The organism is Ferruginibacter sp. (assembly GCF_049840995.1).
Taxonomy (GTDB): Bacteria; Bacteroidota; Bacteroidia; order Chitinophagales; family Chitinophagaceae; genus Ferruginibacter.
In genome coordinates this window covers 1,037,201-1,059,744 of the sequence record NZ_JASGIP010000003.1, presented here as the reverse complement: position 1 = coordinate 1,059,744, position 22,544 = coordinate 1,037,201, and the positions used below count along the sequence as shown (strand labels likewise).

Genomic DNA, 22,544 nt, shown 5'->3' with positions numbered 1-22,544 from the left:
AACACGCTGCCTGAAAACCTTTACCAGTTCGGTTTACAGTAGTTTCAATAAAAACAGCAGGGTTTTTGAAAGATTATAAAGTAATTTGTTTTTATTATACCAAACTAGAAATGGATAGATGATTCGTAAACTGATCTTATTGTATTTTTTCTGCACACTGGTAACAATCTGCCTAGGCCAACCACCAAAGATGGAAACAAAGCAGGATGCACTGAATGCATTAAAACAAAACCTGAGCGATAGTAACCGCCAGTTCACTTACAATTTTTTAAGCTCTTTTTATTTCAAGTATTATGACACCAAAACACTTGACAGTGCTTTCTATTACCTGCGAAAGGCTATTTATTTAGTAGATTCTGCAAATCGCAACAATACCGATATCACCAACGAAAGCCTTAGCCTGCTTGCACAAGCCTATTTGTGGAGTAATGATACTGCTACAGGAAAAAAAATTTTCCGCCAGGTGATCGCCGGTTATCACAATAGCCGCCAGCGATTAAAAGAAGCGAGGGCATGGCGCAGGATGGGAAAAGACTGCTGGTATAGCTATGGCCAGTTTGATGTTTCGGAAATACCTGCCTTTTTTGACAGGGCCGCCGCTCTTTTTGAGCAGGAAAAAAGCTTTGATGAAAAGGCCGAAGCGATGTTTGATAAAATGAATTACCTGGCATCGATCAACATGAAGGCTGCTTCCGAAGAAATAGTGCAACAATTGATCGCACAGGCCAACGCCAATAATTTTGAGAACTTCTCCTATATCTATTATTTGCTGGCGCGGCAAAACAGGTATTCCGGCAGCTTAAATAAGGCGCTGGAATATGCACTGGAAATGATAAAATATATTCCACTGTCTACGAACAAAAAAGCCCTGTCGATTTTTTATGGAGAGCTTGCCGAGATATACCAGGGACTGGGTGATGCAGAGCAGAGTGTGGTATGGTACAAAAAATGTATTGATGAAAGAGAGCGTCTTGGTTTTTCAAGATATATACTCTACAGAACCACTTCGATGATGGTAGTGCAAATGATCATCGCAAAAAAAGAAAAAGAAGCCCTTTTGCTGTTGCAACAATTAGCAAAAAGAAAACCTCCTTTAGCACATGCCGAAAAGGGATCCTTAGCACAAAGCTTCGCTTATTGCTATACTGCATTAAAAGAATATAAACTGGCTGAACCCAAATTCATTGAGATGCTGAATGAGTTCAACCAGGGCGAAACGCAAAACGAGATATTGTATATTGCCCGCTATGATATTGCTAAATTCTACGCCGACCTGGATCAATACACAAAGGCGCAATCATACCTTGAAAATCCTTCTTACAGTCCCGTATCATTGCCGGAATATAAAGATTATTACCTGTTAAGGTTCCGGATAGATTCTGCCAATGGTAAACTGCTTTCGGCCATAAAATATTATCAATTGTACAAAGGCCTGAATGATACCATTTTTAATGAAGCAAAAAGCAGGCAGATCAATGAACTGATGATTAAGTACGAATCGGAGAAAAAAGACAACAATATTAAATCGCTGGAAAAAGAAAGTACGGTGCAGCAGGGTAAATTACTGCAGGCTAATCAAACCCGTAACTGGATACTGGGTGTTGCAATATTATTATTCGTTATTACAGGGTTGCTTATCAATACTGCCCGTATCAGGCGGCAGGCCAATAAAAAACTGCAGTTGCAGCAAAAAGAGATACAGGCACAGAATGATTCACTGCAGCACCTGCTGAAAGAAAAAGACTGGCTGGTAAAAGAAATCCATCACCGGGTAAAAAATAACCTGCACACCATTATCGGTTTGCTGCATACACAATCGGGTTACCTGAAATCTGAAGAAGCTTTATTGGCCATCAATGAAAGCCAGCACCGTATTCAAACCATGTCGCTCATCCACGAAAAATTATTCCAGAGCAATGATCTTTCCACCATCGATATGCCTGCATATATACACGAACTGGTCAATTACCTGAAACATAGTTTTGATACCGGGCAACGCATCCAGTTCCGGTTGGATACTGATGACCTGCAGTTCCGGCTTTCACACACTTTACCACTGGGGCTGATATTGAACGAAGCCATTACCAATGCTATAAAATATGCGTTCCCGTCAAACAGCAATGGTATAATTTCTGTTTCGCTAAAACATATTACAGACCATCAATACCAGCTTTGCATTGCAGATAATGGTAAAGGATTACCGGCAGGCCTGGATGTTGAAAAAAGCGGCACTATGGGTATGAGCCTGATGAAAGGATTGAGTGAAGATATGCATGGCAGCTTTTCTATAAAAAACGACCATGGTACCGTGATAAATATTTTATTTTTATACGACCCGTTCATTATTGAGAACCGTTCTGTTTAAACCTGTTCATATACCTGAAATAACCTGATCATGAAAAAAAGTGTACTGATAGTGGAAGACCAGTTTGTAGAAGCCAATTACCTGCGCTCTATGCTGGAAAAAGCCGGCTATACTGTTACCGGTATTGCCCGCTCTGTAACCACCGCAAAAGAAATGATCAGTAAAGAAAGGCCCAGCCTGGTGTTACTGGATATTTTTTTGTCGGGAAAACTTACCGGCGTTGATCTTGCCAAAGAATTAAAAGAAGAGCATATTGCTTTTATTTATTTATCCGCAAACTCCAACGAAGACGTATTAACGGCGGCCAAAGCCACACAGCCTTATGGCTTTTTGGTAAAACCTTTTCGCGAAAAAGACCTGCTGATCACTTTAGAAATTGCAGAGTACCGGCACGAACAAAGCCAGGACGCCAGGTGGCGAATAGAAATGCAGACGCAGAAAGAGCTGAACAATATCCAGCAGGCGGGTGGAGACTGGATACACAAACTGGTAAGCATGGCCAAAACACTGCAACGTTATGTTCCTTTCGATGTGCTGGCAGTAAAGTTCAGGCAACTGCAGCAGGATCATTTAGCAGGCTTTGCTTTTGTACGCACCGGCTTTGAAGAATACCAGGCCATCGGCATACCGGAGCTTTCCATGATATCGGGTTTAACAGCTGCCAACATAAAAGCACTGCTGCAGCAAACCAAAGATGATCCGGCAGCAGGATATTATAATGGGGATGATTTTAAACAGGTAGCAATGATGCATCCCATGAAAAAACTCTTTGCAAAAAAATTCGACCTGGCTTCTAATCTTGTATTTCCTTTTTTATCATCGGGTAATAATATTTTCACGCTTAGTTTTTTCAGAAAGATACCGGATGGATATAATGCAGAAAAAATGGACTGGCTCTTCAGGTTCCAGCAACCTTTGGCTGCTATCATGAACAGTGTTTCTATCGAAGAGCAGGATAATATTTTCTCCACCATCGAAAAACCTAATCTTGCATTAAAAGAAAATGCTGCGGCAGCTCAACCGGCTTTCAATAATATCATCGGCAATAGTTTTGCAATGCTGAATGTAATGGACCTGATAAACCAGGTGGCAGCAACCGACACTTCCGTATTGCTGTTGGGAGAAAGCGGTACCGGTAAAGAAAAGATCGCCGATTGCATCCACAACCGCTCCTTACGGAAAGGCAGGCCGTTCATTAAAATAAATTGCGCAGCATTGCCGCCCTCCTTAATAGAATCCGAATTGTTTGGGCACGAAAAAGGGGCTTTTACCGGCGCCCTGGAGAAAAAAACGGGTAAGTTTGAACAGGCCCATACCGGCACCATATTTTTAGATGAAGTGGGTGAGCTGCCTTTAGAAATGCAGGTAAAACTGTTGCGGGTGTTGCAGGAAAAAGAAATAGAAAGACTGGGTGCAGCCACCACGATAAAATTAAACATCCGCATTATTGCAGCCACCAACCGCAACCTTGAAAAAGAAGTGGCCACGGGTAAATTCCGCCTGGACCTTTACTACAGGCTCAATGTTTTTCCTATACTACTACCACCATTACGGGAACGGAGAGACGATATAGCTGCCTTAACAACCTACTTTATTGAACAGTTTAACCGAAAAGCGGGCAAAAGAATTACCGGCATTTCCGAAAAAGTGGCACAAAAATTTGCGGCGTACAGCTGGCCGGGCAATATCAGGGAACTGGAGCATTTAATAGAGCGCAGTGTACTGCTATCCAAAGGCAATATGATTGAAGACGTGAACCTGCCCCTGTTCGATCATTTGCTGACAGATGAGCTGCCTTTAGAAGCACCCACAAAAACTATGGAAGAGAACGAACGGCATCACATATTGTCGGTATTAAAAAAAGCCAATGGAAAAATATGGGGCGCCGGCGGTGCAGCAGCCATATTGAATATTCCACCTACCACGCTGGCATCTAAAATGAAGAAACTGGGTATTAAGAGAACGTTCAGTGAATAAAAGAAGCGGAAGTACATGGCCTGACCCCGGGTCTGACCATGTGTGCCGGAAGTTGAAGTGCGTGCGGCGGTTACAAACCGCTGGAATTAATAGACACCAGTCGCCTTGCTTCGCAAGAAGACTGGCGCCAGTGGAGTTTAATCATAGCTGCTTTTTTATGGCCCACCTAGGCACGACCCTTGAACATTTCCATACCCGCAACCTTCTATCTCAGCCAGCACAGCAAATACCTGATCCGGGTATTGAACGCTATTTTATTATTGAAAAATAATTTCTAATTTACTAGAGCTAATGCTATTATTATATGCGCAAAAGAATAATATGTATTCTGCTATCCACCTCATTTATTCTTAGCCTGGCAAATGTAAATGCCCAATTAAGTAATGAGTTTCTGTCATCCTTACCCAAGGAAGCCGGCACTGCTCTTTCCGGCAAAAAAATATTATCTGTAAAGGAAAAAATAACGGTAATCAATAATTTCCGCTCCAGTAATACTATCCCCAAAGAATTCATCCCGGTGTATGACTCTATCGCCGGTTTGCTTTGTATTGATTTTAAAGCAGAAAAAAATCCTCATGCAAAAATAGCAATCGGCATCCGCCTTACTGCCTATTATAATCTTATTGGCGATTATCAAAAAAGCCTTTCTTACACTGATGAAATGCTGGAATTAGCCAGTAAGTATGACACCACCAAAGTACTAAAAGTAGGCCATCAACGGTTAAAAGGCGCACTTTTATCAAAGCTGAGAAGGCAGGAAGAAGCGGTTAATTTTATTAATAAATGTCTTGATGAAGCCAAAGCTGTTAAAGACACCTTTGGCACGGGATTACTTTTTTATGCTTTGGCAGTTACCTATTCCACTATCAATTTGTCGGAAACTACGATACAATTTATAGACAGCAGTTTTTACTATTACGACATTTTAAAAAACAGGCCAGAGGAATATGCGAAAGCATATAGTGAATCTGTAGGTGTAAAGTATATGCAGACTTTTACCCTGTTTGAACAAACCAATGATACTGCCTATTTAAAAAAACTACGGGATATTATTTCATTTGGTCAAAGCAAAAAAATTAACCGGCCCTTTTTTATAGTATACCCAATTATTGAAGCCTATAGCAGGAAACAATACCCGGTGGCAATAGAGCGCTGCGATACCTTTCTTAAAAAAAGCAACCAGGTAAAAATATCTATCAATGATTATATAGCGCTTGTAGTTACAAAATACAAAGCACTAAGCCTGTACCAGATGGGCAAACAAAATGAAGGGGTTCAATTATTAGAAAAACCAATACAGGAGATCATTGATTCGCCTGGTAAAGACGAAGCTGTTATCCGGTTAAGGCTTCCTTTTTTATACAGTACCACCCAGCTATTGCAGGGTTTTTATAAAGCCAATGGTAACTGGCAAAAAGCCTACTATTTTCTTGCCATTCACCAATCTGTAAGCGACACTTTAGACTTTATATCGAACCAGGGAAAAATATTTGAAGCAACGCAGAAATATAATTTCGCAAAAAAAGAAATAAAAGTACAGGAGCTGGAAAAAGACAATGCCATCAAAATAAAAGAAAGAAACTTTGCCCTGTTTGCTACGGCTCTTTCATTGCTGTTCTTACTTGTGATTGTTTCCCTGCTGTATAACAGCTATCGCAGGGTGAAGCTGAAAAATAAAATTGCAGAGCAAGAGGCTCAAAATAAGATAGACCGGTTGAATGTTGCCATTCAAATACAGGTTGCCGAACTGGAAGATAAAAATACGATGGCCAAGCAGGAAGAACAAAAGCGATTGGGTATGGAATTGCACGACAGCCTGGTGGGAGATCTTGCATTTTTAAAATCAAGGATTGAATTCGAGCTGTTAAAAACACAGGAAACTGAAGTTAAAAAAAGCTTGGGCGAGATCAATAAGTATACGATCGATCTTTATGAAAAGATCCGGAATAAAAGCCACGCATGGTACAATACTTCCATGGAGGAATTAGATTCATCCTTCAAAAAAAAGATAGAATTATTAATCGATAGCGGACTTCCGGATGATAAATACCAAAAGAACATTACTATAGATGATTACGCATTGCAGTTATTACCGCTGAATATTAAAATAGAGATCTTGTACATTATAAAAGAAGCTTTGGCAAATATTCTAAAACATGCCAAGGCAAGCCTGGTTGAAATACTTGTGTATGAAGATACTTCGGGCTTTGTTTTAGACATCAATGATAATGGAAAAGGATTTGATACAGGAACTGTAAAAAAAGGTATCGGGCTAAAATCGATAGAAAACAGGGTAAACCAGGTACAGGGAAAACTTGCTATCGAATCAGGAAAAAAAGGTACAGCAATAAGCATTACAATACCCCATGATAACCTTGTTGCTGAAACCTGATCGTTGTAAATATTATATCACTTTGAATATGCTGCCTACTACGTTTGCTTCAAAAGTGAATAAAAGAAGCGGAGGTACATGGTCTGACCCCGGGTCTGACCATGTAGTTGATGATGCAGCAATATGGAGCGGATAGTACACCACATAGGCACATAGAGAACATAGACAAACAGTTCAATCAATTTTGAATTTGTTACTGCCCGAAGCTCATTATACGAAAAATTTCGTAATATTTGCAGGAAGTATAAGATACCGGCTGCTTCAATGCCGGAGCTTGTATTGTTTAGGTTACCTGCGAAAGGATGGAGAAACGCAATCACTTAATAACCGGATGATTTAAATATACATGGAACACTATACATTCCAGATAACAGTTTATAACGCCGCCTGCTTTGCAGCACTGTTTGTAGGGCTCACTTTTGCTTTACAGCTATGGTTTACCAAAAACGCCAACACCCCAGCAAATCGCTTGCTTGCCCTTGCCTTGGTGGCTATGGCCTTATGTATGGTGTGGATATTGCTGATTGACTTTCGCCCGGAAAACCACCTGCCCGGATGGGCCCAATTGCCAACGCAATGGTTGGTCGGCGTAGGCCCTTTTATCTATTTTTTTGTACGTAAAACCGTCCGCCCGGAGAATACATTTCAGCAGAAAGACCTGCTTCATTTCATGCCCGTTTTACTGCAACAGGTGCTAGTGATTTTTATGAAATGGAACCCGGTAACAGCATTATTAGCTTTTCTTTCTGTCAGCATCTATCTGTACCTGTGTTACCGGCTGATAGAACAATTTTACCGGCAACTAACATTTACGGGCATTGACCGGTACCGTTACCAGTTCCTGTGGTTGCAGCGTTTACTGAAACGTTTCGGTTGGCTATGGTTATTGTGGGTGCCATATATAATGGCCGGTTATTTTTATTATCACCAGTTAAGCATCCAGGCTTATTATCCCTTGTATCTTTTTTTAGCAGGAATGGTGATCTGGCTGGCGGCAGTGGTTCAACAAAGAACACAGGTTGATATGCCCCCCTCAAACTTTTCTTCACCTAAGTCTACCATTCCGGCGGAATTGAAGCAAAAGGGTGCAGCATTGAAAAAAACCATGCAGGAAGGCCAATATTACCTGGACCCCGAGCTAAACGTGAGCTCATTGGCAGAACAGCTGGGTATGCCATCCCATGAATTATCCCGGATCATCAACATAGCACTCAAAAAAAACTTCACTGATTTCATCAACGAATTCCGCATCCGGGAAGTAGTGCGTAAAATGGATGACCCGGCTTATGACCGGATGACCCTGCTGGGTATTGCATTTGAATCCGGTTTCAATTCAAAAACCACTTTTAACAGGGTATTCAGGCAAATGACGGGGAAGAGCCCCGTGGAATACAAAGCTTATTTAAAAAAAGAGCGACCATTTTCTAATATGGTACCTTCTTCTGAAGGCCAAACAATAGCCAGGCCGGTAGTTTTACACCGGGAAACTGCAGTTACGCAGTCTCCTGAAAAACTCAACCGAATGACTATGTTGCACATTTATTTTAAAACCGCATGGCGAAACATCCTGCGGGGCATTTCTTTCAGTGCTGTTAACATGACCGGGCTGGCTGCCGGCTTGTGCAGTTTTATCGTTATCCTGCTGTACATGAACTATGAATTGGGCTACGACAAATGGCATCCCGGGCTGGATAAAGTGTACCGCGTTTCATTACGCCAGGATGGGGATTATTTAAAAACCACGCCGGCGGCACTCGCCGGTTTCCTGGCGCAGCAATACCCGAATGCCGAAGCCGCTACCAGCCTGCAATCGGGAGGCGACAATGAATCGCTGCTGACTGCCGGTGAAAACAAAATATACCAGAAAAACATTGTTTCCGTAGACTCCAATTTCTTAAAAGTATTCCCCTATAAACTTGCGGTTGGCAACACAGCTACTGCACTGAACGACCCCCAAACAACCATCCTTACACGGGACCTGGGAAGAAAACTATTCGGAAAAGCTGACCCGCTTGGCAAAACCATCCGGTTAAATGACCGCACCGACCTGGTGGTAACAGGCATACTGGAAGATCAGCCGGGCGCCACCCATCTGCCGGTTGACATGCTGATCCATGATGCCTTTGGCCGCCGTGCAGCTACCTGGGACAATTATTCCAGCCAAACCTATATCCGGCTCAGGCAGCCGGGAAACGATACTGTTATCGAGACATCTATCAACCGGCTCTATTTCAATGAGCGCCTGAAGGACGAAGGAACATCTTTTGAAAACTATACCAAAAGCGGTGCAAAAACCAACCTGTACATTGAAAACGTGCCGCAAATCCATAATTTCCCGAAACACGGCAGCAGTAATTATCCTACCGTAACCGTTTTGTTGCTGCTGGCCATGCTGCTGCTGCTGGCAGGGGTGATTAATTTCAGTAACCTGAGTATTGCCCAATCCATTACCAGGGCCAAGGAGGTGGGAATACATAAACTGATGGGGTCGGGCAGAAAACAACTGATCCTGCAATTCATGCTGGAAGCAGCCTTGCAATGCCTGGTGAGCCTGGTGCTGGCAGTTGGCCTCCTGGCTTTTATACTTCCTTATATCAACCAATTCTTCAATATCCATCTTGGATTTCTGCAAAAAAACCAAATGTGGAAGACGGCCCTTCAGTTAGCGGGCTGCTTATTGCTCACCATCCTGCTTTCGGGATCTTACCCGGCGCTGTACCTGTCAAAATTCAACGCTGTAAAAGTGCTCAAGGGTGATTACTCAACGGGCAGCAAAGGAAAGTTTTTCCGCAACAGCCTCATCGTGGTCCAGTTCATGGTATCTGTATTTTTTATTACCGGCATTATTGTTATCAAAAGCCAGTTGAGCTTTATGCAGGCCAAAGACAAGGGATTTTCTGATGAACAGCTGATACGCATACCAAGCCGGCAGGAAACACGGGAGCAGAATTTTGATAATACCCGCAGCGCATTACTATCGGTGCCGGGTGTACTAAGTGTTGCCAAAACAACCAAGGTACCCGGCGACAATTCCTTTGCTGATACTGCCACTTTTTCTTTCACTAATAATGGTCAATCCCATCGCATGTCGTGGGTTAAAGTGAGCGCCGATTATTTTCAAACGCTGCGGGTGCCGCTAAAAAAAGGAAGGTCTTTTACCGGTGATGTGCAGGATCAACAAACACGTACGGCGATCATCAACGAATCTGCTGCCAGGGAATTAGGCCTGCCCGACCCTGTAGGCCAGGAGCTCTCTTTCCGCGGATGCGACAGCATACCCATCCGGATAATTGGTGTAGTACAGGATTTTAATACCCAGGGATTTGAGACCGCCGTACAACCCGAAGTATTTACCGTCGGCAACCAGGCCTGTATGATGCAGTTCAGCCGTGCTATTGTAGTTAAATTAGAAAGCAGCCATGCGCAGCAATCCATTGCGGGCATTACGCAGGCCTGGAAAAAAATAGAACCAGCTTTCCCTTTCCGCTATTCTTTTGTTGATCAGAATTTTGAGCAATTGTTTATTTCTTATGTACGGCTGGAAAAGATCATTACGTTTTTTGGATCCGTTGCCATCCTGATCTCCGTAATGGGATTATTTGCATTGACCGCTTTCTTTACCCGTAAGCGCACCAAGGAAGTAGGTATAAGAAAAGTATTAGGCGCCAGTGTACTGCAGCTTACACTTTTGCTGAGCAGGGATTTTATACGACTGGTGCTTTTGTCGGTGCTTATCATAACTCCTTTCAGCTGGTGGATGGCGCAGCAATGGTTGCAAAGCTTTGCGTACCGTATTGCTATCAGCTGGTGGATGTTTGCAGCTGCGGGCATTGCTGCCCTGGTCATTGCAATGATAACACTCAGCTTTCAATCCATCAGGGCTGCGTTGACCAACCCTGTGAATAGTTTGCGCACTGAATAGCGTAAAAGTTACCGTTTGCAGCACATGGTCTGACCCCCGGTCTGACCATGTAGTGCATGATGCAGCAATGTGGAGCAAATAGTACACCACATAGGCACATAGAGCACATAGGATACATAGGGTTTGCTATGAGTTTATTAACCGGGAAGCAGTTAAGGCCATTTTGTTTCATCATCGGGTTGTGCACGCTTTAAAAAGCTGTGATAGCGGCATCTTATTTATAGTTCTCATATTTTTTCCTCCGCACCTCTATGTTTGCTATGTGCCTATGTGGTTAAAGGCATTTGTGCTCCGGTTGCTTCCGCCAAAGGCGGCAGTGCATCACATGGTCAGACCGGGAGGTCAGACCATGTGCGTACGCCGTTTGTCATACTTCGACAAAGCTCAGTACCAAGACGGCGGCGAAGGGCCGCTGGTGATTAATAAAAACTATATAATCTTCGTGTAAGCTTTGTGCCTCCGTGTCTTTGTGGTTAAAAGCATAAAAAAAGCAGCTATGAATCATCATAACTGCTTTTTTGTGTGGGCCCACCAGGGCACGATCCTGGGACCCCCTGATTATGAGTCAGGTGCTCTAACCAACTGAGCTATAGGCCCTTTCTGTTTTGCTTACAAGCAAAAAGAAATTATTTTAAAAGATCCTCTACTGGTTAATTAAAGGATGGTTGATTGCAAGAACTATTGCCTCAAATTTTAGTTTGAGGCTGCAAATATAGTTAAAGCTGTTTAATTTTTTGCTTGTTTTAGTAGCAGTTTAAGAAAGATACAGTAACACACCTCTTATAACGGGACAGATCATTATCCGTCCAACTGACTGCTGCTACCTGATCCTCATCATATTATATTTTTTTAAGCATGGTGTTTTCACCCTGTACAAATGCCGTCATAACGCCCTGTTTATAAAAAGCCGGGCAGTGCATTTTTACAGCCTAAATCCACCGTAGAAAAGCTGTTCATCCCCTTCCCTTAATTGTTTTACCTAACTAAACATTCAAGTATGAAGCAGTTTAAACTTCTTTTCGCGGTTCTTTTTTTCCTGGGCAGTTATGCAGTGGCGCAGCCTGTTACCGGCCTGGTAAGTTATTTTAAGTTCAATAATAACCTCAGCAATTCCGGTTCCGGTACACTCAGCGCCACCAGTTCTAATACCTCCTTCAGCACCAATGCTTCAGGATCGGCCAACCTGGCCTTAATGTTTGGCGGTACCACTACTTCCTACGTAAGTATTGTTGACAATGGCAATATGGACTTTTCCGGCGATTTTTCTGTTTGTTTCGGCCTTTATATGACCAATGTTACCATTAACCAGGGCTTCCTGGATAACTGCCTGAACTATGGCGGTTACGGTATCTGGTATTTTAATGCAGATAATACCGTGCGCTTTAATTACAGGAACGCATCTGTGGGCGTACCCGCTTCTTTGCTTAACCAGTGGAGGGTGGTTTGTGCAGTAAAAAACGGCAGCACAATGGAGTTGTATATCGATGGCGTGCTGTTGGGTTCCACCACCATTGGCACACAAACGCTTACCTATCCTTACCCACCCGTATTAGGCCAGATGTATTACAATGGTACGGGGGGTAATTATAACCCTGCGCCCAACGGCACCAAGATAGATGAGCTGCGCTGCTACAACAGGGCATTATCTGCCGCTGAAGTAGCACAGCTGGTGGGCTTTACCCTGCCATTAACGATGGGTGATTTTAGTGCCCTTAAAACCCCTGCAGGTAATAAACTGGAATGGGAAACCTTCAGCGAACAACACACGGCTTATTTTGAAATTGAAAGAAGCAGCAACGGCACCGATTTTACTGCTATTGGTAAAGTAACTGCCAGCGGTAATTCCAGCACCAGGATAGGTTACAGCTTTATGGATAATAATCCGGCAGCAGGCACTAACTATTATCGTTTAAAACAAATGGATATCGACAGCCGCTTTACTTACAGCAACACTGTGGTGGTTAAAAACAACAGCCAGCTGGTATCAATAGAAATATTCCCCAACCCTGTTGCTTCTTTACTGCAGGTGCAATTGCCTGCCACACAAAAAGAACTGGCTAATATACTCATCACAGATGCTGCGGGCAAAACAGTGTATACCAAAAAGCTGCAATTGAGCGAGGGCGTAAACGCATCCAGCATACCGGTCAATAATTTACCATCGGGCACCTATGCGTTTACGCTAGATATAAACGGCGTTAAACAAACCAAAACCTTCATCAAGCAATAACACCCTGTTCCAAAGTAAAAGAAAAGAGCAGGTTCTACACCTGCTCTTTCTTTTTAAAAACAATATTATTATGCCGACCAGCTTACGCCACCATCTTTTTCATCTTTCAGGCTGATGCCTATTGCCGACAGTTGGTTGCGGATCTTATCGCTGGTTACAAAATCTTTTTTAGCCTTTGCTTCTTTCCTGATATCTATCAACAGTTCCATTACGCTGCTGAGTGCATTGTTATTGGCGGCGCCTGTTTGTTGCAAACCAAAAACGTCTTCCAGGTATGCTTTGAATTTTTGCTGCATCAGTGCCAGCGTTGAAGCTGCAATAGCATCGGCTTTTATAATGCCGTCTTTTATAGAATTGATGATGGGCACCAGCTCGAACATACTGGCCAGTACTTTAGCCGTGTTAAAATCATCGTTCATATTCTCATCAAAATCGGCTACCAGCTTATTTACTTTAGCATCCAGCTCCGCATCGGCGGCTTTTTCGGTGGTGCTGCTGAGTTTATTCAGGGTCTCAAAAGCATCCCACAATCTTTTAAGCCCCTTTTCGCTGGCCTGTAATGCTTCGTTGCTGAAATCGAGCGTGCTCCTGTAATGCGTTTGCAGCATAAAAAAGCGTACCGTCATGGGTGCATAGGCTTTTTCCAGCAAAGGGTGATTACCGGTAAACAGTTGTTCCGGTAAAAAGCCATTGCCCAGGCTTTTGCTCATGCGGGTACCGTTCACCGTTAGCATGTTGGTATGCATCCAGTAATTGGCAGGCCCTGTATGATAGCAACCCTGGTTCTGGGCAATCTCGTTGGTATGATGGGTGGCAGCCAGGTCCATACCACCACCGTGTATGTCAAACTTTTTGCCCAGGTATTTTTTACTCATGGCCGAGCACTCAATATGCCAGCCGGGAAATCCCATACCCCAGGGGCTGGGCCATTGCATCAGGTGCTCGGGCTTGGCCTTTATCCATAAGGCAAAATCCAGGCGGCCACGTTTTTCATCCTGCCCGTCCAGGTCGCGGGTGCCTTCTAAAAGATCTTCCAGTTTCCTGTTGGTGAGTATGCCATAATTCTGTTCCTTACTGTACTTCTCCACGTCAAAATAAATGGTGCCGTTCACTTCATAGGCATAACCATTGTCCAGCAACTGTTGGGTCATTTGTATCTGCTCGGCAATATGGCCCGTAGCAGTAGGTTCAATAGAAGGTGGCAGGTTGTTCAGCAACTGCATCACGTGCCGGAAACCCAGCGTGTATTTCTGTACTATCTCCATTGGCTCCACCTGTTGCAGTTTGGCCATTTTGCTGAATTTATCATCGCCTTCATCGCGGTCGCCTTCCAGGTGGCCGGCATCGGTGATGTTGCGCACATAGCGCACTTTATAGCCTAAATAAGTAAGATAGCGGTAGATGATATCGAACGAAATAAAAGTACGGCAGTTGCCCAGGTGCACATCGCTGTACACAGTGGGTCCGCACACATACATGCCCACGTACCCGGGTGTAATGGGGGTGAATAATTCCTTCTCCCTTGATAATGTATTATAGATCTTTAATGCCATTATTGATATTTTGGTCAGCATATACCAATGGTATGGTTTGCTGCGATTTTAAAAGATTGTATTCTGAAAAGCGGGCCGTAACGGCGCAAAGATATTATACTATGCCGCAAGGGCAACACAAAAAATGATATGGGGCAATTACTTTCATCTGCGATGACAAAAATACAGCTATTTTTTAAATTTCACATCGGTCAGTACCGGAAAATGATCACTCAGCTTTTTACTGATCCTTACATACTGTTCCACTTCAAATTGTTGGGCCACAAAAATATTATCAATGCGCAGGGTGGGCGAAATACTGCTGAAAGTGCGGCCAATACCACGGCCTTTTTCTGCAAAAGCGTTTTGCAATCCTTTACCGATCGTGTTATAAGCATAACTGTTGGGTACATCATTAAAATCGCCGCACACAATTACCGGGTAAGGGCTTTTGTTCATTTCTTCTTTGATCCTTTCAGATTGCGTCATTCTTTTTAAGAACCCGATCTTGAGTTTATAGAGAAGTTTTTTGGATTCCTTTACATCTTCCTGCGTTTTCATTTCAGGATTATCGATGAATTTAAGATTGTTGGAACTGAACTTTAATGATTGCAGGTGGATATTGAATACTCGGAATGTATCCCCGTCCTTTACAATATCAGTGTATTGAAAAATGGAATTGTAATCGTAGGGATAATAGCTGATGGTTTGTTTATTGATGATCGGGTATTTTGAAAAAGTGATGATGCCGAAATGATGTTTGCCATCAAAATCCACCTTTGGGTTGTAGGAATAATGATAGTATTTAAAGGATGCTTTCTCCATCATGTCGGGAATATAGTTGATCGCTTCAGGTATACTGTCGCTGCCCACCATTTCCTGGTAGCAGGCAATGTCCGGCTGGTATTCTGCAATAAGGTCCAGCATGGCGGTTTTTGTTTCGGGATGTGTTTTATGTTCCAGTATATCAAAATGCTCCACGTTCCAGCTCATGATGCGCAGGTTTTCGGCCTGTTTTTGCTTTTCAAATGGAGCAGTAAACCGTAAGGGTATGATATGAATGATGGGCTTGAATGCCAGCAGCATGGCAATGATTGAAATAAGCGACCATTTGGGCTTTACAAAAAACCAGAACAGGATAAAAAGGAATAATGCCAGCAGCAGGTAAAAGCAGGCCAGCGTTAAAAAGCCCAGCGGCCACCAGTATTGTGGATTGAAATTACCACCATAGGCGCCCAGCAAAAACAACAACGCTACAATGATGTTGCTGATGATGAAGAATTTTTTTGTTATTCTGCGAAACAGGCCTGGCATTGCATAAAGATAACTCTTTGCATTATTGCAGTAAAACTGTAGTTGTTAAAAGATAATGAACAGGATCAGAGATCTTCTTCGCTGGCTCTTTTTAAAATATTCTTTTCTTCGTCGGTGAGAAAATGATAACCCTGCAGGCTTATTTTATCCAGTATCTCATCAATGCGCTGCTGCGTTACATTAGGTACCTTATTGAAGGGTTTGCGGTTGCCGGTGTTATAAAATACTTTTTCCTTTACCGGATTGCGTTGCGGTACTTTTTTATCGGGGTTAAAAAGATTGGTGATCCAGTCGTACAGGTTCAGCATCCATGCACCCGCATCTTTTCCTCTTCTTAACTGCAGTACATATAAAAAGCCCGCCAGTGCGCCGCCCAAAATAGCAAAGCTATTGGCGTTGGTAAGCGAAAATGCGTAAATAAAATTAATGAGTAGGAACAGTGCGGTCAATATCCATACCGGTATGCCATTGCCGATATTACGGAATATGCGGTACTGGGGCGATAAAGTGGTAACTGCCACCGCAAGGCCCGCCGTGCCGGTTTGTGCACCAAACAAAAAGCCATTGTAACTGTATTGCCTTAACGGCGGCACCAGGTACATTACCAGCATAAAAACCACCGCACCCAGCCAACTGGCGTAAATGTAAATGGGAAAAATATATTTATTGCCCGAAAGGTCCTGCAGTATATATCCGAATGCCCATAGCCACAGCATGGTGCTCAGCATGGTCAGCATCAGCTGAAAGCCCTGCAGGCCGCCCTGCGAGAACATAAAAGTGATCAGCGTCCACGGTCTTTCGCTCAATGCGGTAAGGTTGGAGGGTACACCAAACCATTCAATGGCATCAAATACCGGCGCCTGTTCGCCAATACCCTGGTGGCTGTATAAATAAAACACCCTTGAAATAAGGATCAGGAAAAAGAAAACGATATTAATGGCAAACAAGGCAAAAAGCGCATTGCCCGGTTGCCCGATTGTAAACCTGCGGGTTGTTGTTCTTTTATAATCCTGGTACCGATCCGACTCACCCATGAAAAGCTATTTTATACAGTAAATTTACTAAGAGTTCGTCCAAAAGCGTGTTAAGAGTTAGTAGAAAGTTTTTTTATTGGTCTTGTTCCAGATAATGACAATGATAAAGCCCATTACCAGCCCGCTTAAGTGGGCATAGTGCGCTACATTATCCGCTTTTCCGGGGTGCAGGCCGCCAAAAAGGTCGATGGCTGCATAAATACCCACCATAAATTTTGCTTTTATAGGGAAGGGAACGGGAAAAAGAAAGAATTCGGTATTGGGAAACAGGTAGGCAAAACCTGCCAGTAAGCCCATTACTGCGCCTGATGCACCCACTGTAATGGAATCTGCAACAAACATTTGTGTTATACCTGCAGCCAATCCACAGGCCAGGTAAAATATAAGGAAACGTTTAGGGCCCCATACTCTTTCCAGTGCAGTACCAAACATCCACAAAGCATACATGTTGAAAAGGATATGAAAAAAAACAACATTGCCAGTGATACTATAAGAAGAATGCGCAAACATATAGGTTACCAGCTGGTAGGGTTTGAACTCCCCGCTATCCAAAGGAAAAAGACCAATTTTACTGGTAAGCCAGAAAGAGTAACTGTCGGATTTATCCATCACCACCTGTGCCAGCCAAACCAATACATTTATGATGATCAAGTTTAGCACTATCGGTGTAATGCGCTGGTAACTGTTGCCTGAGTTATATGCCATTGTATAAAGTTAGTTGTAAAAATTTATTTGAGTTTTAAAAGCGCCACGCACTCTATATGGTGCGTATGCGGGAACATATCTACGGGTTGCACCTTTTCCACGGTATATTTTTCGGCCAGCAAAGCTATATCCCTTGCCTGTGTGGCGGTATTGCAGCTTACATACACAATTTTAGGCGCCGCTATTTCTAAAAGTTTGTGCACCAGTTTATCGTGCATGCCTGCCCTGGGTGGGTCGGTAATTACCACATCCGGTTTGCCGTGCTTTGCAAAAAAATCATCGTTGCAGATCTTTATTACATCGCCTGCAAAAAATTCCGCATGGTTGATATTGTTCAGCGCTGCATTTTCCTTTGCATCCACTATCGCTTCTTCTATCACTTCCACCCCAATGATCTTTTTAGCCAGCTTACTTACAAAAATGCCAATGCTGCCGGTGCCGCAATACAGGTCGTACACTGTTTCGCTGCCGGTTAGTTCCGCAAAATCCCTCGTGATGCTGTATAGTTTTTCCGCCTGTTTAGTATTGGTTTGAAAGAATGATTTGGGCGATACTTTAAAAACAAATGCTTCGCTGCCGGTGGATAATTTTTCCAGCGCATAGCCTTTACCGTGATACACCTGCGGGGTAAGATCGTAAATACTGTCGTTCCATTTGGGATTGATGGTATACAGCAGCGTGGTAATGGAAGGCACAGCGCTTAAAATATGATCGAGCAGTTTTTTACGTGGCGCTTCATCTTCGTAATTCAACACCATGTTCACCATCAGTTCGCCGGTAGTGCAGTTGCGTATCACAATATTGCGTAGCCAGCCGGTATGCTGGCGGATATCGTAAAAGGTATAACCATTCTGCAAAGCAAATTCACGCACGGTATTGCGGATGAGGTTGTTCACATCATCCATCAAATAACACTCATCTATGTTGATGATCTTATCAAAAATGCGGGGCGCATGGTAACCCAGTGCGCCGGCAGTATCTGCCGATGCATCTTCGGTACCGATCTCTTCGGGCAGCAGGTAGCGTTTATTGCTGAAGGTGAACTCCAGTTTATTGCGGTAATAGCGGTCGGCATCGGCGCCCACAATGGGGAGTATCTGCGGCAGTTCTACTTTGCCAATGCGACGCAGGTTCTGTTCTGCCTCCTGCTGTTTATATTGTAATTGTTTGCTATAAGGCAGCATCTGCCATTTGCAGCCGCCGCATACGCCAAAGTGTTTGCAAAAGGGCTGTACCCGTTCTTTGGAGTATTCCTTTATTTCCTGCACCCTGCCTTCGGCCCAGTCTTTTTTGTTTTTGGTAATGAAAATATCGGCCACATCACCCGGTACTGCACCCGAAATAAAGATCACTTTTCCATCCTGTTTGGCCAGCGCCTTACCTTCTGCAGCATAATCGCTCACCAGCACATTTTGCAGTATTATTTTACTTTTTTGCTTTTTCACGGCAGCAAAAATACCTTATTAATCGTCAATATCGGTTTGTTAACGATTTGTAATTGTTAAAACTTGCAACTATAGGCCGTTACTGTTTAATCACCGATTTTAAATACATTTGCTATCCTTAAATAATATGAAAAAACTTATCATTTTCCTTACAGGATTAGTTGCCGGCGGCCATTTAATGGCACAGCAGGGTTACCAGGTTACGTTACAGGCGCCCCAGTTTAAAAGTGGCATCACCTATCTTACTTACTATATGGGGGCCAACTTAAATGTGGCCGATTCTGCCGCAGTGAGCAATACAGGCACCGCTGTATTCAAAGGCAATACCAAGTTGCCCGGCGGTATTTACGTGATTGTTTTGCCCGGTAAACGTTTAAGGACCGATTTTTTGATCGACAAAGAACAAAGGATCAGCGTAAAAGTAGATACCACCGACCTGATGAATAAAACTGTGGTAACAGGTTCAAAAGAAAATGCCCTGTATGTGCAGTATCAAAAATATGTTGCGCAAAAAAGCGTACTGCTGGAAAGTGAAAGAAAATCGTATGCCACTTCCATGTCTAAAACAGATTCGCTGCTGCACGAGATGAATTACAACATGTACAATGCAGAGCTGAACACCTACAGGGATAATATCATTAAAACCCAGCCCACCTCCATGATGGCAGTGCTGCTGAAGGCAATGAAAGACCCCGTGGTACCGATACTGATGCCGCAGACAAAAGATGATTCGGTAAAGAATTACAACTACTATAAATCTCATTACTGGGATGGAGTGACTTTTATGGACGAGCGGATCATCCGCACGCCTTTCTTTTTAAGAAGACTGGAGCGTTATTATACCGAAGTGATGCCGCAATCTTCTGACAGCCTTATTAAGGATATCGACTATAAATTGCTGCTGGCAAGAAGCAACCCGGAAATGTATAAGTTTTTACTGAACTGGTTTACGGATGAATACATTAACCCGAAGTATATGGGCCAGGATGCAGTGTTTGTACACCTTTTTGAAAAATATCACAGCAAGGGCGTAAGCAGCTGGCTGAACGAAAAACAAATGGAAACGATCAGCCGCAGGGCCTATATGCTGATGGCTAATCTGATCGGTGAAAAAGCGGCCAACCTGGAAATGATCGACAGTGCCGGCAAATCTGCGGCGCTGTACGACCTGGCTGCTGATTACACCATTGTTTGTTTCTGGGACCCTAATTGCGGCCATTGTAAGGAAGAAGTGCCGAGGCTGGATTCGATATACCAGGCCAGCTGGAAAAGCCATGGTGTAAAGATATATGCGGTACTTACTCCAGATGATAAGGAAAATTCAAAACCGGAATGGGTAAAGTTCATTAAAGAGCATAAACTGGGCGAATGGACCAATGTATATAAGACCAAGGCCATGGAAGATGCAGACTTTGCTGCGCAGAAACCCAGCTTCAGGCAACTATACGATGTAACCTTAACGCCTACACTATACCTGCTGGATAAAAACAAGAATATCATTGGTAAAAAACTTACCATCTTTCAGCTGAACGACCTGCTTGAAGTAAAATGGAAAACCAAACTTTAAAACTTTAACCACTGATGAAAAGAATTTTCCTGCTGTTTGTATGCGCCTTTAATTGCTCTTTGCTTTTTTCCCAAACACTTTTTACCTATGGTAACAGCAGTGTGGATAAGGAAGAGTTTTTAAGAGCTTACAACAAAAACAAAACAGCTGTCGATAACAAAGAAACGGCGCTGAAGGATTACCTTGAACTGTACACGAAATTTAAATTAAAGGTAAAAGCCGCCAAAGATGCCAAGCTGGACACATTACCGCAGTTGCAGAATGACCTGCAGAATTTTCGCAGCCAGATAGAAGAAACTTATCTTAACAACGAAGATGCGCTGAACCAGTTGGTGAACGAAGCTTTTGTACGTGCCCAGAAAGACCTGCACGTGATCCATTTTTTTGTGCCGGTGGATGCCAATGCAGCCCCTGCAGATACCATAAAAGCAGCGAAGGCAATACAGGAAATATACAGTGGCCTTACACCGGGCAATAAAGATTACAATGCGCTGGCTGCTGCTGTTGGTAACAAATATATTGTGGCGGCCAGGTATTCAGACCTTGGTTTCATCACCGTGTTTTCTGTTCCTTATGAATATGAGAATTTGATATATGGTATAAAAGCTGGTGAAGCGAGTAAGCCTTACCGTGCTAAAAATGGCTGGCATGTTTTTAAGGTGATTGAAGAAAGAAAGGGGGTGGGTAAATGGAGAGTAGCACAAATATTACTGGCCGTACCGCCTGGTGGCGATGCTGGTATCAACTCCAGGAGTATTGAACAAAGGGCAGATTCAATTTATAAGCAATTGCAGGCTGGTGCCGATTTTGAAGAGCTGGCTAAAAAATACAGCGATGATAAACTCACCTATACCACCGGTGGTGTGATGCCGGAATTTTCTGTAGGCAAATACGAACAGACCTTTGAGCAGGAAGTATTTAAACTTACCAAAGACGGAGAGATATCAAAGCCATTCCCAACGCAGTATGGTTTTCATATTGTAAAAAGATTGGGCAATACACCGGTGCAGACAGTTAAGACGGATGCGGTTTATATGTACGATCTTAAACAAAAAGTATTGCAGGATAGCAGGGTGAGCATTGCAAAAGATATTTTTACCCGCTCAGTAGAAAAACTGGTGGGCTACAAAAGAAATGTGGCAGTAAAAGATGCCGAACTTTTTCGCTATGCCGACAGCGTGGTGGCTAATCCGGCATTGAATGGTGCCAGGCAGTTCCCGGTAAGTAATAAAATAATATTCAGTTCTTCTAAAGAAAATATCAAGGGCGCAGAATGGCTGAACTTTGTAAGGGAATATAAAACCAATCCCGAGATATATAAAGGAGAAAGCAATACTGCATTGCTGCAAAAATTCATCACTTTAAAATCGAATCGATTATTATAAAACACACCTGGAAGATTATAATCCTGAATTCCGTTACCAGGTAGAAGAATTTAAAGAAGGTAACCTGTTATTTGAAATAATGGAAAGAAAAGTATGGGGCAGTGCTGCAAATGACAGCGTTGGTTTATTAGCCTATTACAACCAGCATAAATCTAAATACCTGTGGGGCGCAAGTGCAGATGTAATTATTTTTAACTGCAACAGTAAAAAAGCCGCTACACAATCACTGGAAGCATTGCAGCAGGGAAAAAGCTGGAAGAAGATAGCAGAAGAAAGTAATACGACCATACAGGCTGATTCCGGAAGATACGAGATAGCGCAACTTGCATTGGAAAGCGGAAGCGAAATTAAAGCCGGTACCGTTACACCTATTGTAGTAAACCCCGCTGATGGCGCTGCAGGATTTATAAAGATCATTAAAGTATACCCTGCTAATGAGCAACGCAGTTTTGATGCAGCAAGGGGATTAGTGATAAATGATTACCAACTTATATTAGAAGAAAAATGGATTGATGAATTGAGAAAAAAATACCCCGTAACAGTAAACGAAGGGGTATTTCAATCCCTTTTGAAGTAGTAAAATATTATTGCCAGTTGCAAAGCCTGCCCGTTAAACCCGTTGGCAGGCTTTTTGCGTATATGCCCTTTGGAACAACTATTCGCTAATCTAAAACTA

13 protein-coding genes and 1 tRNA gene are annotated in these 22,544 nt (G+C 43.1%); 8 read left to right on the top strand and 6 right to left on the bottom strand.

All coding sequences use genetic code 11. The features are described from left to right. Nucleotides 1-190 precede the first annotated feature (190 nt). From QM738_RS06330 to QM738_RS06315, 4 genes are all read left to right on the top strand, one after another. Nucleotides 191-2,365 (top strand): tetratricopeptide repeat-containing sensor histidine kinase, encoded by a 2,175-nt coding sequence (locus tag QM738_RS06330; RefSeq protein WP_462275833.1) that lies wholly within the window; start codon nucleotides 191-193, stop codon nucleotides 2,363-2,365. A 30-nt stretch (nucleotides 2,366-2,395) separates the two neighbouring features. Continuing rightward, entirely contained in the window at nucleotides 2,396-4,342 is a 1,947-nt protein-coding gene (locus tag QM738_RS06325) for a sigma 54-interacting transcriptional regulator (RefSeq protein WP_462275832.1), read from the top strand. 304 nt (nucleotides 4,343-4,646) lie between these two features. Further along, complete coding sequence (locus tag QM738_RS06320) at nucleotides 4,647-6,734, top strand: sensor histidine kinase (RefSeq protein ID WP_462275831.1); 2,088 nt, start codon at nucleotides 4,647-4,649, stop codon at nucleotides 6,732-6,734. 346 nt (nucleotides 6,735-7,080) lie between these two features. Beyond that, nucleotides 7,081-10,656 carry an ABC transporter permease gene (locus tag QM738_RS06315; protein ID WP_462275830.1) on the top strand — a complete coding sequence of 1,192 codons (3,576 nt, stop codon included), beginning with the start codon at nucleotides 7,081-7,083 and terminating at the stop codon, nucleotides 10,654-10,656. A gap of 523 nt (nucleotides 10,657-11,179) precedes the next feature. On the opposite strand, the gene QM738_RS06310 is transcribed toward QM738_RS06315, so the two are convergent. Then, nucleotides 11,180-11,253: transfer RNA gene (locus tag QM738_RS06310), tRNA-Ile, on the bottom strand. 400 nt (nucleotides 11,254-11,653) lie between these two features. On the opposite strand from QM738_RS06310, the gene QM738_RS06305 reads away from it, so the two are divergent. Further along, nucleotides 11,654-12,886 (top strand): LamG-like jellyroll fold domain-containing protein, encoded by a 1,233-nt coding sequence (locus tag QM738_RS06305; protein WP_462275829.1) that lies wholly within the window; start codon nucleotides 11,654-11,656, stop codon nucleotides 12,884-12,886. Between the two features lie 68 nt (nucleotides 12,887-12,954). On the opposite strand, the gene cysS is transcribed toward QM738_RS06305, so the two are convergent. The 5 genes from cysS to rlmD all read right to left on the bottom strand — a co-directional run bounded on the left by cysS (nucleotide 12,955) and on the right by rlmD (nucleotide 18,916). Beyond that, nucleotides 12,955-14,439 (bottom strand): cysteine--tRNA ligase, encoded by a 1,485-nt coding sequence (cysS, locus tag QM738_RS06300; RefSeq protein WP_462275828.1) that lies wholly within the window; start codon nucleotides 14,437-14,439, stop codon nucleotides 12,955-12,957. A 168-nt stretch (nucleotides 14,440-14,607) separates the two neighbouring features. After that, nucleotides 14,608-15,732: an endonuclease/exonuclease/phosphatase family protein gene (locus QM738_RS06295; RefSeq protein WP_462275827.1), complete on the bottom strand. Its 1,125-nt coding sequence runs from the start codon at nucleotides 15,730-15,732 to the stop codon at nucleotides 14,608-14,610. Between the two features lie 65 nt (nucleotides 15,733-15,797). Beyond that, nucleotides 15,798-16,766, bottom strand: coding sequence for a rhomboid family intramembrane serine protease (locus tag QM738_RS06290; RefSeq protein ID WP_462275826.1), 969 nt, complete (start codon nucleotides 16,764-16,766; stop codon nucleotides 15,798-15,800). A gap of 57 nt (nucleotides 16,767-16,823) precedes the next feature. Then, the gene (locus QM738_RS06285) at nucleotides 16,824-17,471 is read right to left on the bottom strand and encodes a rhomboid family intramembrane serine protease (RefSeq protein ID WP_462275825.1); all 648 of its coding nucleotides are present in this window, start codon (nucleotides 17,469-17,471) and stop codon (nucleotides 16,824-16,826) included. A 23-nt stretch (nucleotides 17,472-17,494) separates the two neighbouring features. Then, complete coding sequence (rlmD, locus tag QM738_RS06280) at nucleotides 17,495-18,916, bottom strand: 23S rRNA (uracil(1939)-C(5))-methyltransferase RlmD (protein WP_462275824.1); 1,422 nt, start codon at nucleotides 18,914-18,916, stop codon at nucleotides 17,495-17,497. A gap of 127 nt (nucleotides 18,917-19,043) precedes the next feature. Between rlmD and QM738_RS06275 the strand changes: the two genes are divergently transcribed. The 3 genes from QM738_RS06275 (at nucleotide 19,044) to QM738_RS06265 (ending at nucleotide 22,445) form a co-directional block, all read left to right on the top strand. Next, on the top strand, nucleotides 19,044-20,483 hold the full coding sequence (locus QM738_RS06275) for a redoxin domain-containing protein (protein ID WP_462275823.1): 1,440 nt from the start codon (nucleotides 19,044-19,046) through the stop codon (nucleotides 20,481-20,483). A gap of 14 nt (nucleotides 20,484-20,497) precedes the next feature. Continuing rightward, nucleotides 20,498-21,868 carry a peptidylprolyl isomerase gene (locus tag QM738_RS06270; RefSeq protein ID WP_462275822.1) on the top strand — a complete coding sequence of 457 codons (1,371 nt, stop codon included), beginning with the start codon at nucleotides 20,498-20,500 and terminating at the stop codon, nucleotides 21,866-21,868. A 79-nt stretch (nucleotides 21,869-21,947) separates the two neighbouring features. Then, nucleotides 21,948-22,445, top strand: coding sequence for a peptidylprolyl isomerase (locus QM738_RS06265; RefSeq protein ID WP_462275821.1), 498 nt, complete (start codon nucleotides 21,948-21,950; stop codon nucleotides 22,443-22,445). Nucleotides 22,446-22,544: the final 99 nt, after the last annotated feature.

Coding starts and splice junctions, on each gene's coding strand:
- QM738_RS06330 (WP_462275833.1), top strand. CDS start 191: ATGGAAACAAAGCAGGATGCACTGAATGCATTAAAACAAAACCTGAGC.
- cysS (WP_462275828.1), bottom strand. CDS start 14,439: ATGGCATTAAAGATCTATAATACATTATCAAGGGAGAAGGAATTATTC.
- QM738_RS06315 (WP_462275830.1), top strand. CDS start 7,081: ATGGAACACTATACATTCCAGATAACAGTTTATAACGCCGCCTGCTTT.
- QM738_RS06275 (WP_462275823.1), top strand. CDS start 19,044: ATGAAAAAACTTATCATTTTCCTTACAGGATTAGTTGCCGGCGGCCAT.
- QM738_RS06305 (WP_462275829.1), top strand. CDS start 11,654: ATGAAGCAGTTTAAACTTCTTTTCGCGGTTCTTTTTTTCCTGGGCAGT.
- QM738_RS06295 (WP_462275827.1), bottom strand. CDS start 15,732: ATGCCAGGCCTGTTTCGCAGAATAACAAAAAAATTCTTCATCATCAGC.
- QM738_RS06320 (WP_462275831.1), top strand. CDS start 4,647: ATGCGCAAAAGAATAATATGTATTCTGCTATCCACCTCATTTATTCTT.
- QM738_RS06285 (WP_462275825.1), bottom strand. CDS start 17,471: ATGGCATATAACTCAGGCAACAGTTACCAGCGCATTACACCGATAGTG.
- QM738_RS06290 (WP_462275826.1), bottom strand. CDS start 16,766: ATGGGTGAGTCGGATCGGTACCAGGATTATAAAAGAACAACAACCCGC.
- QM738_RS06265 (WP_462275821.1), top strand. CDS start 21,948: ATGGAAAGAAAAGTATGGGGCAGTGCTGCAAATGACAGCGTTGGTTTA.
- QM738_RS06325 (WP_462275832.1), top strand. CDS start 2,396: ATGAAAAAAAGTGTACTGATAGTGGAAGACCAGTTTGTAGAAGCCAAT.
- QM738_RS06270 (WP_462275822.1), top strand. CDS start 20,498: ATGAAAAGAATTTTCCTGCTGTTTGTATGCGCCTTTAATTGCTCTTTG.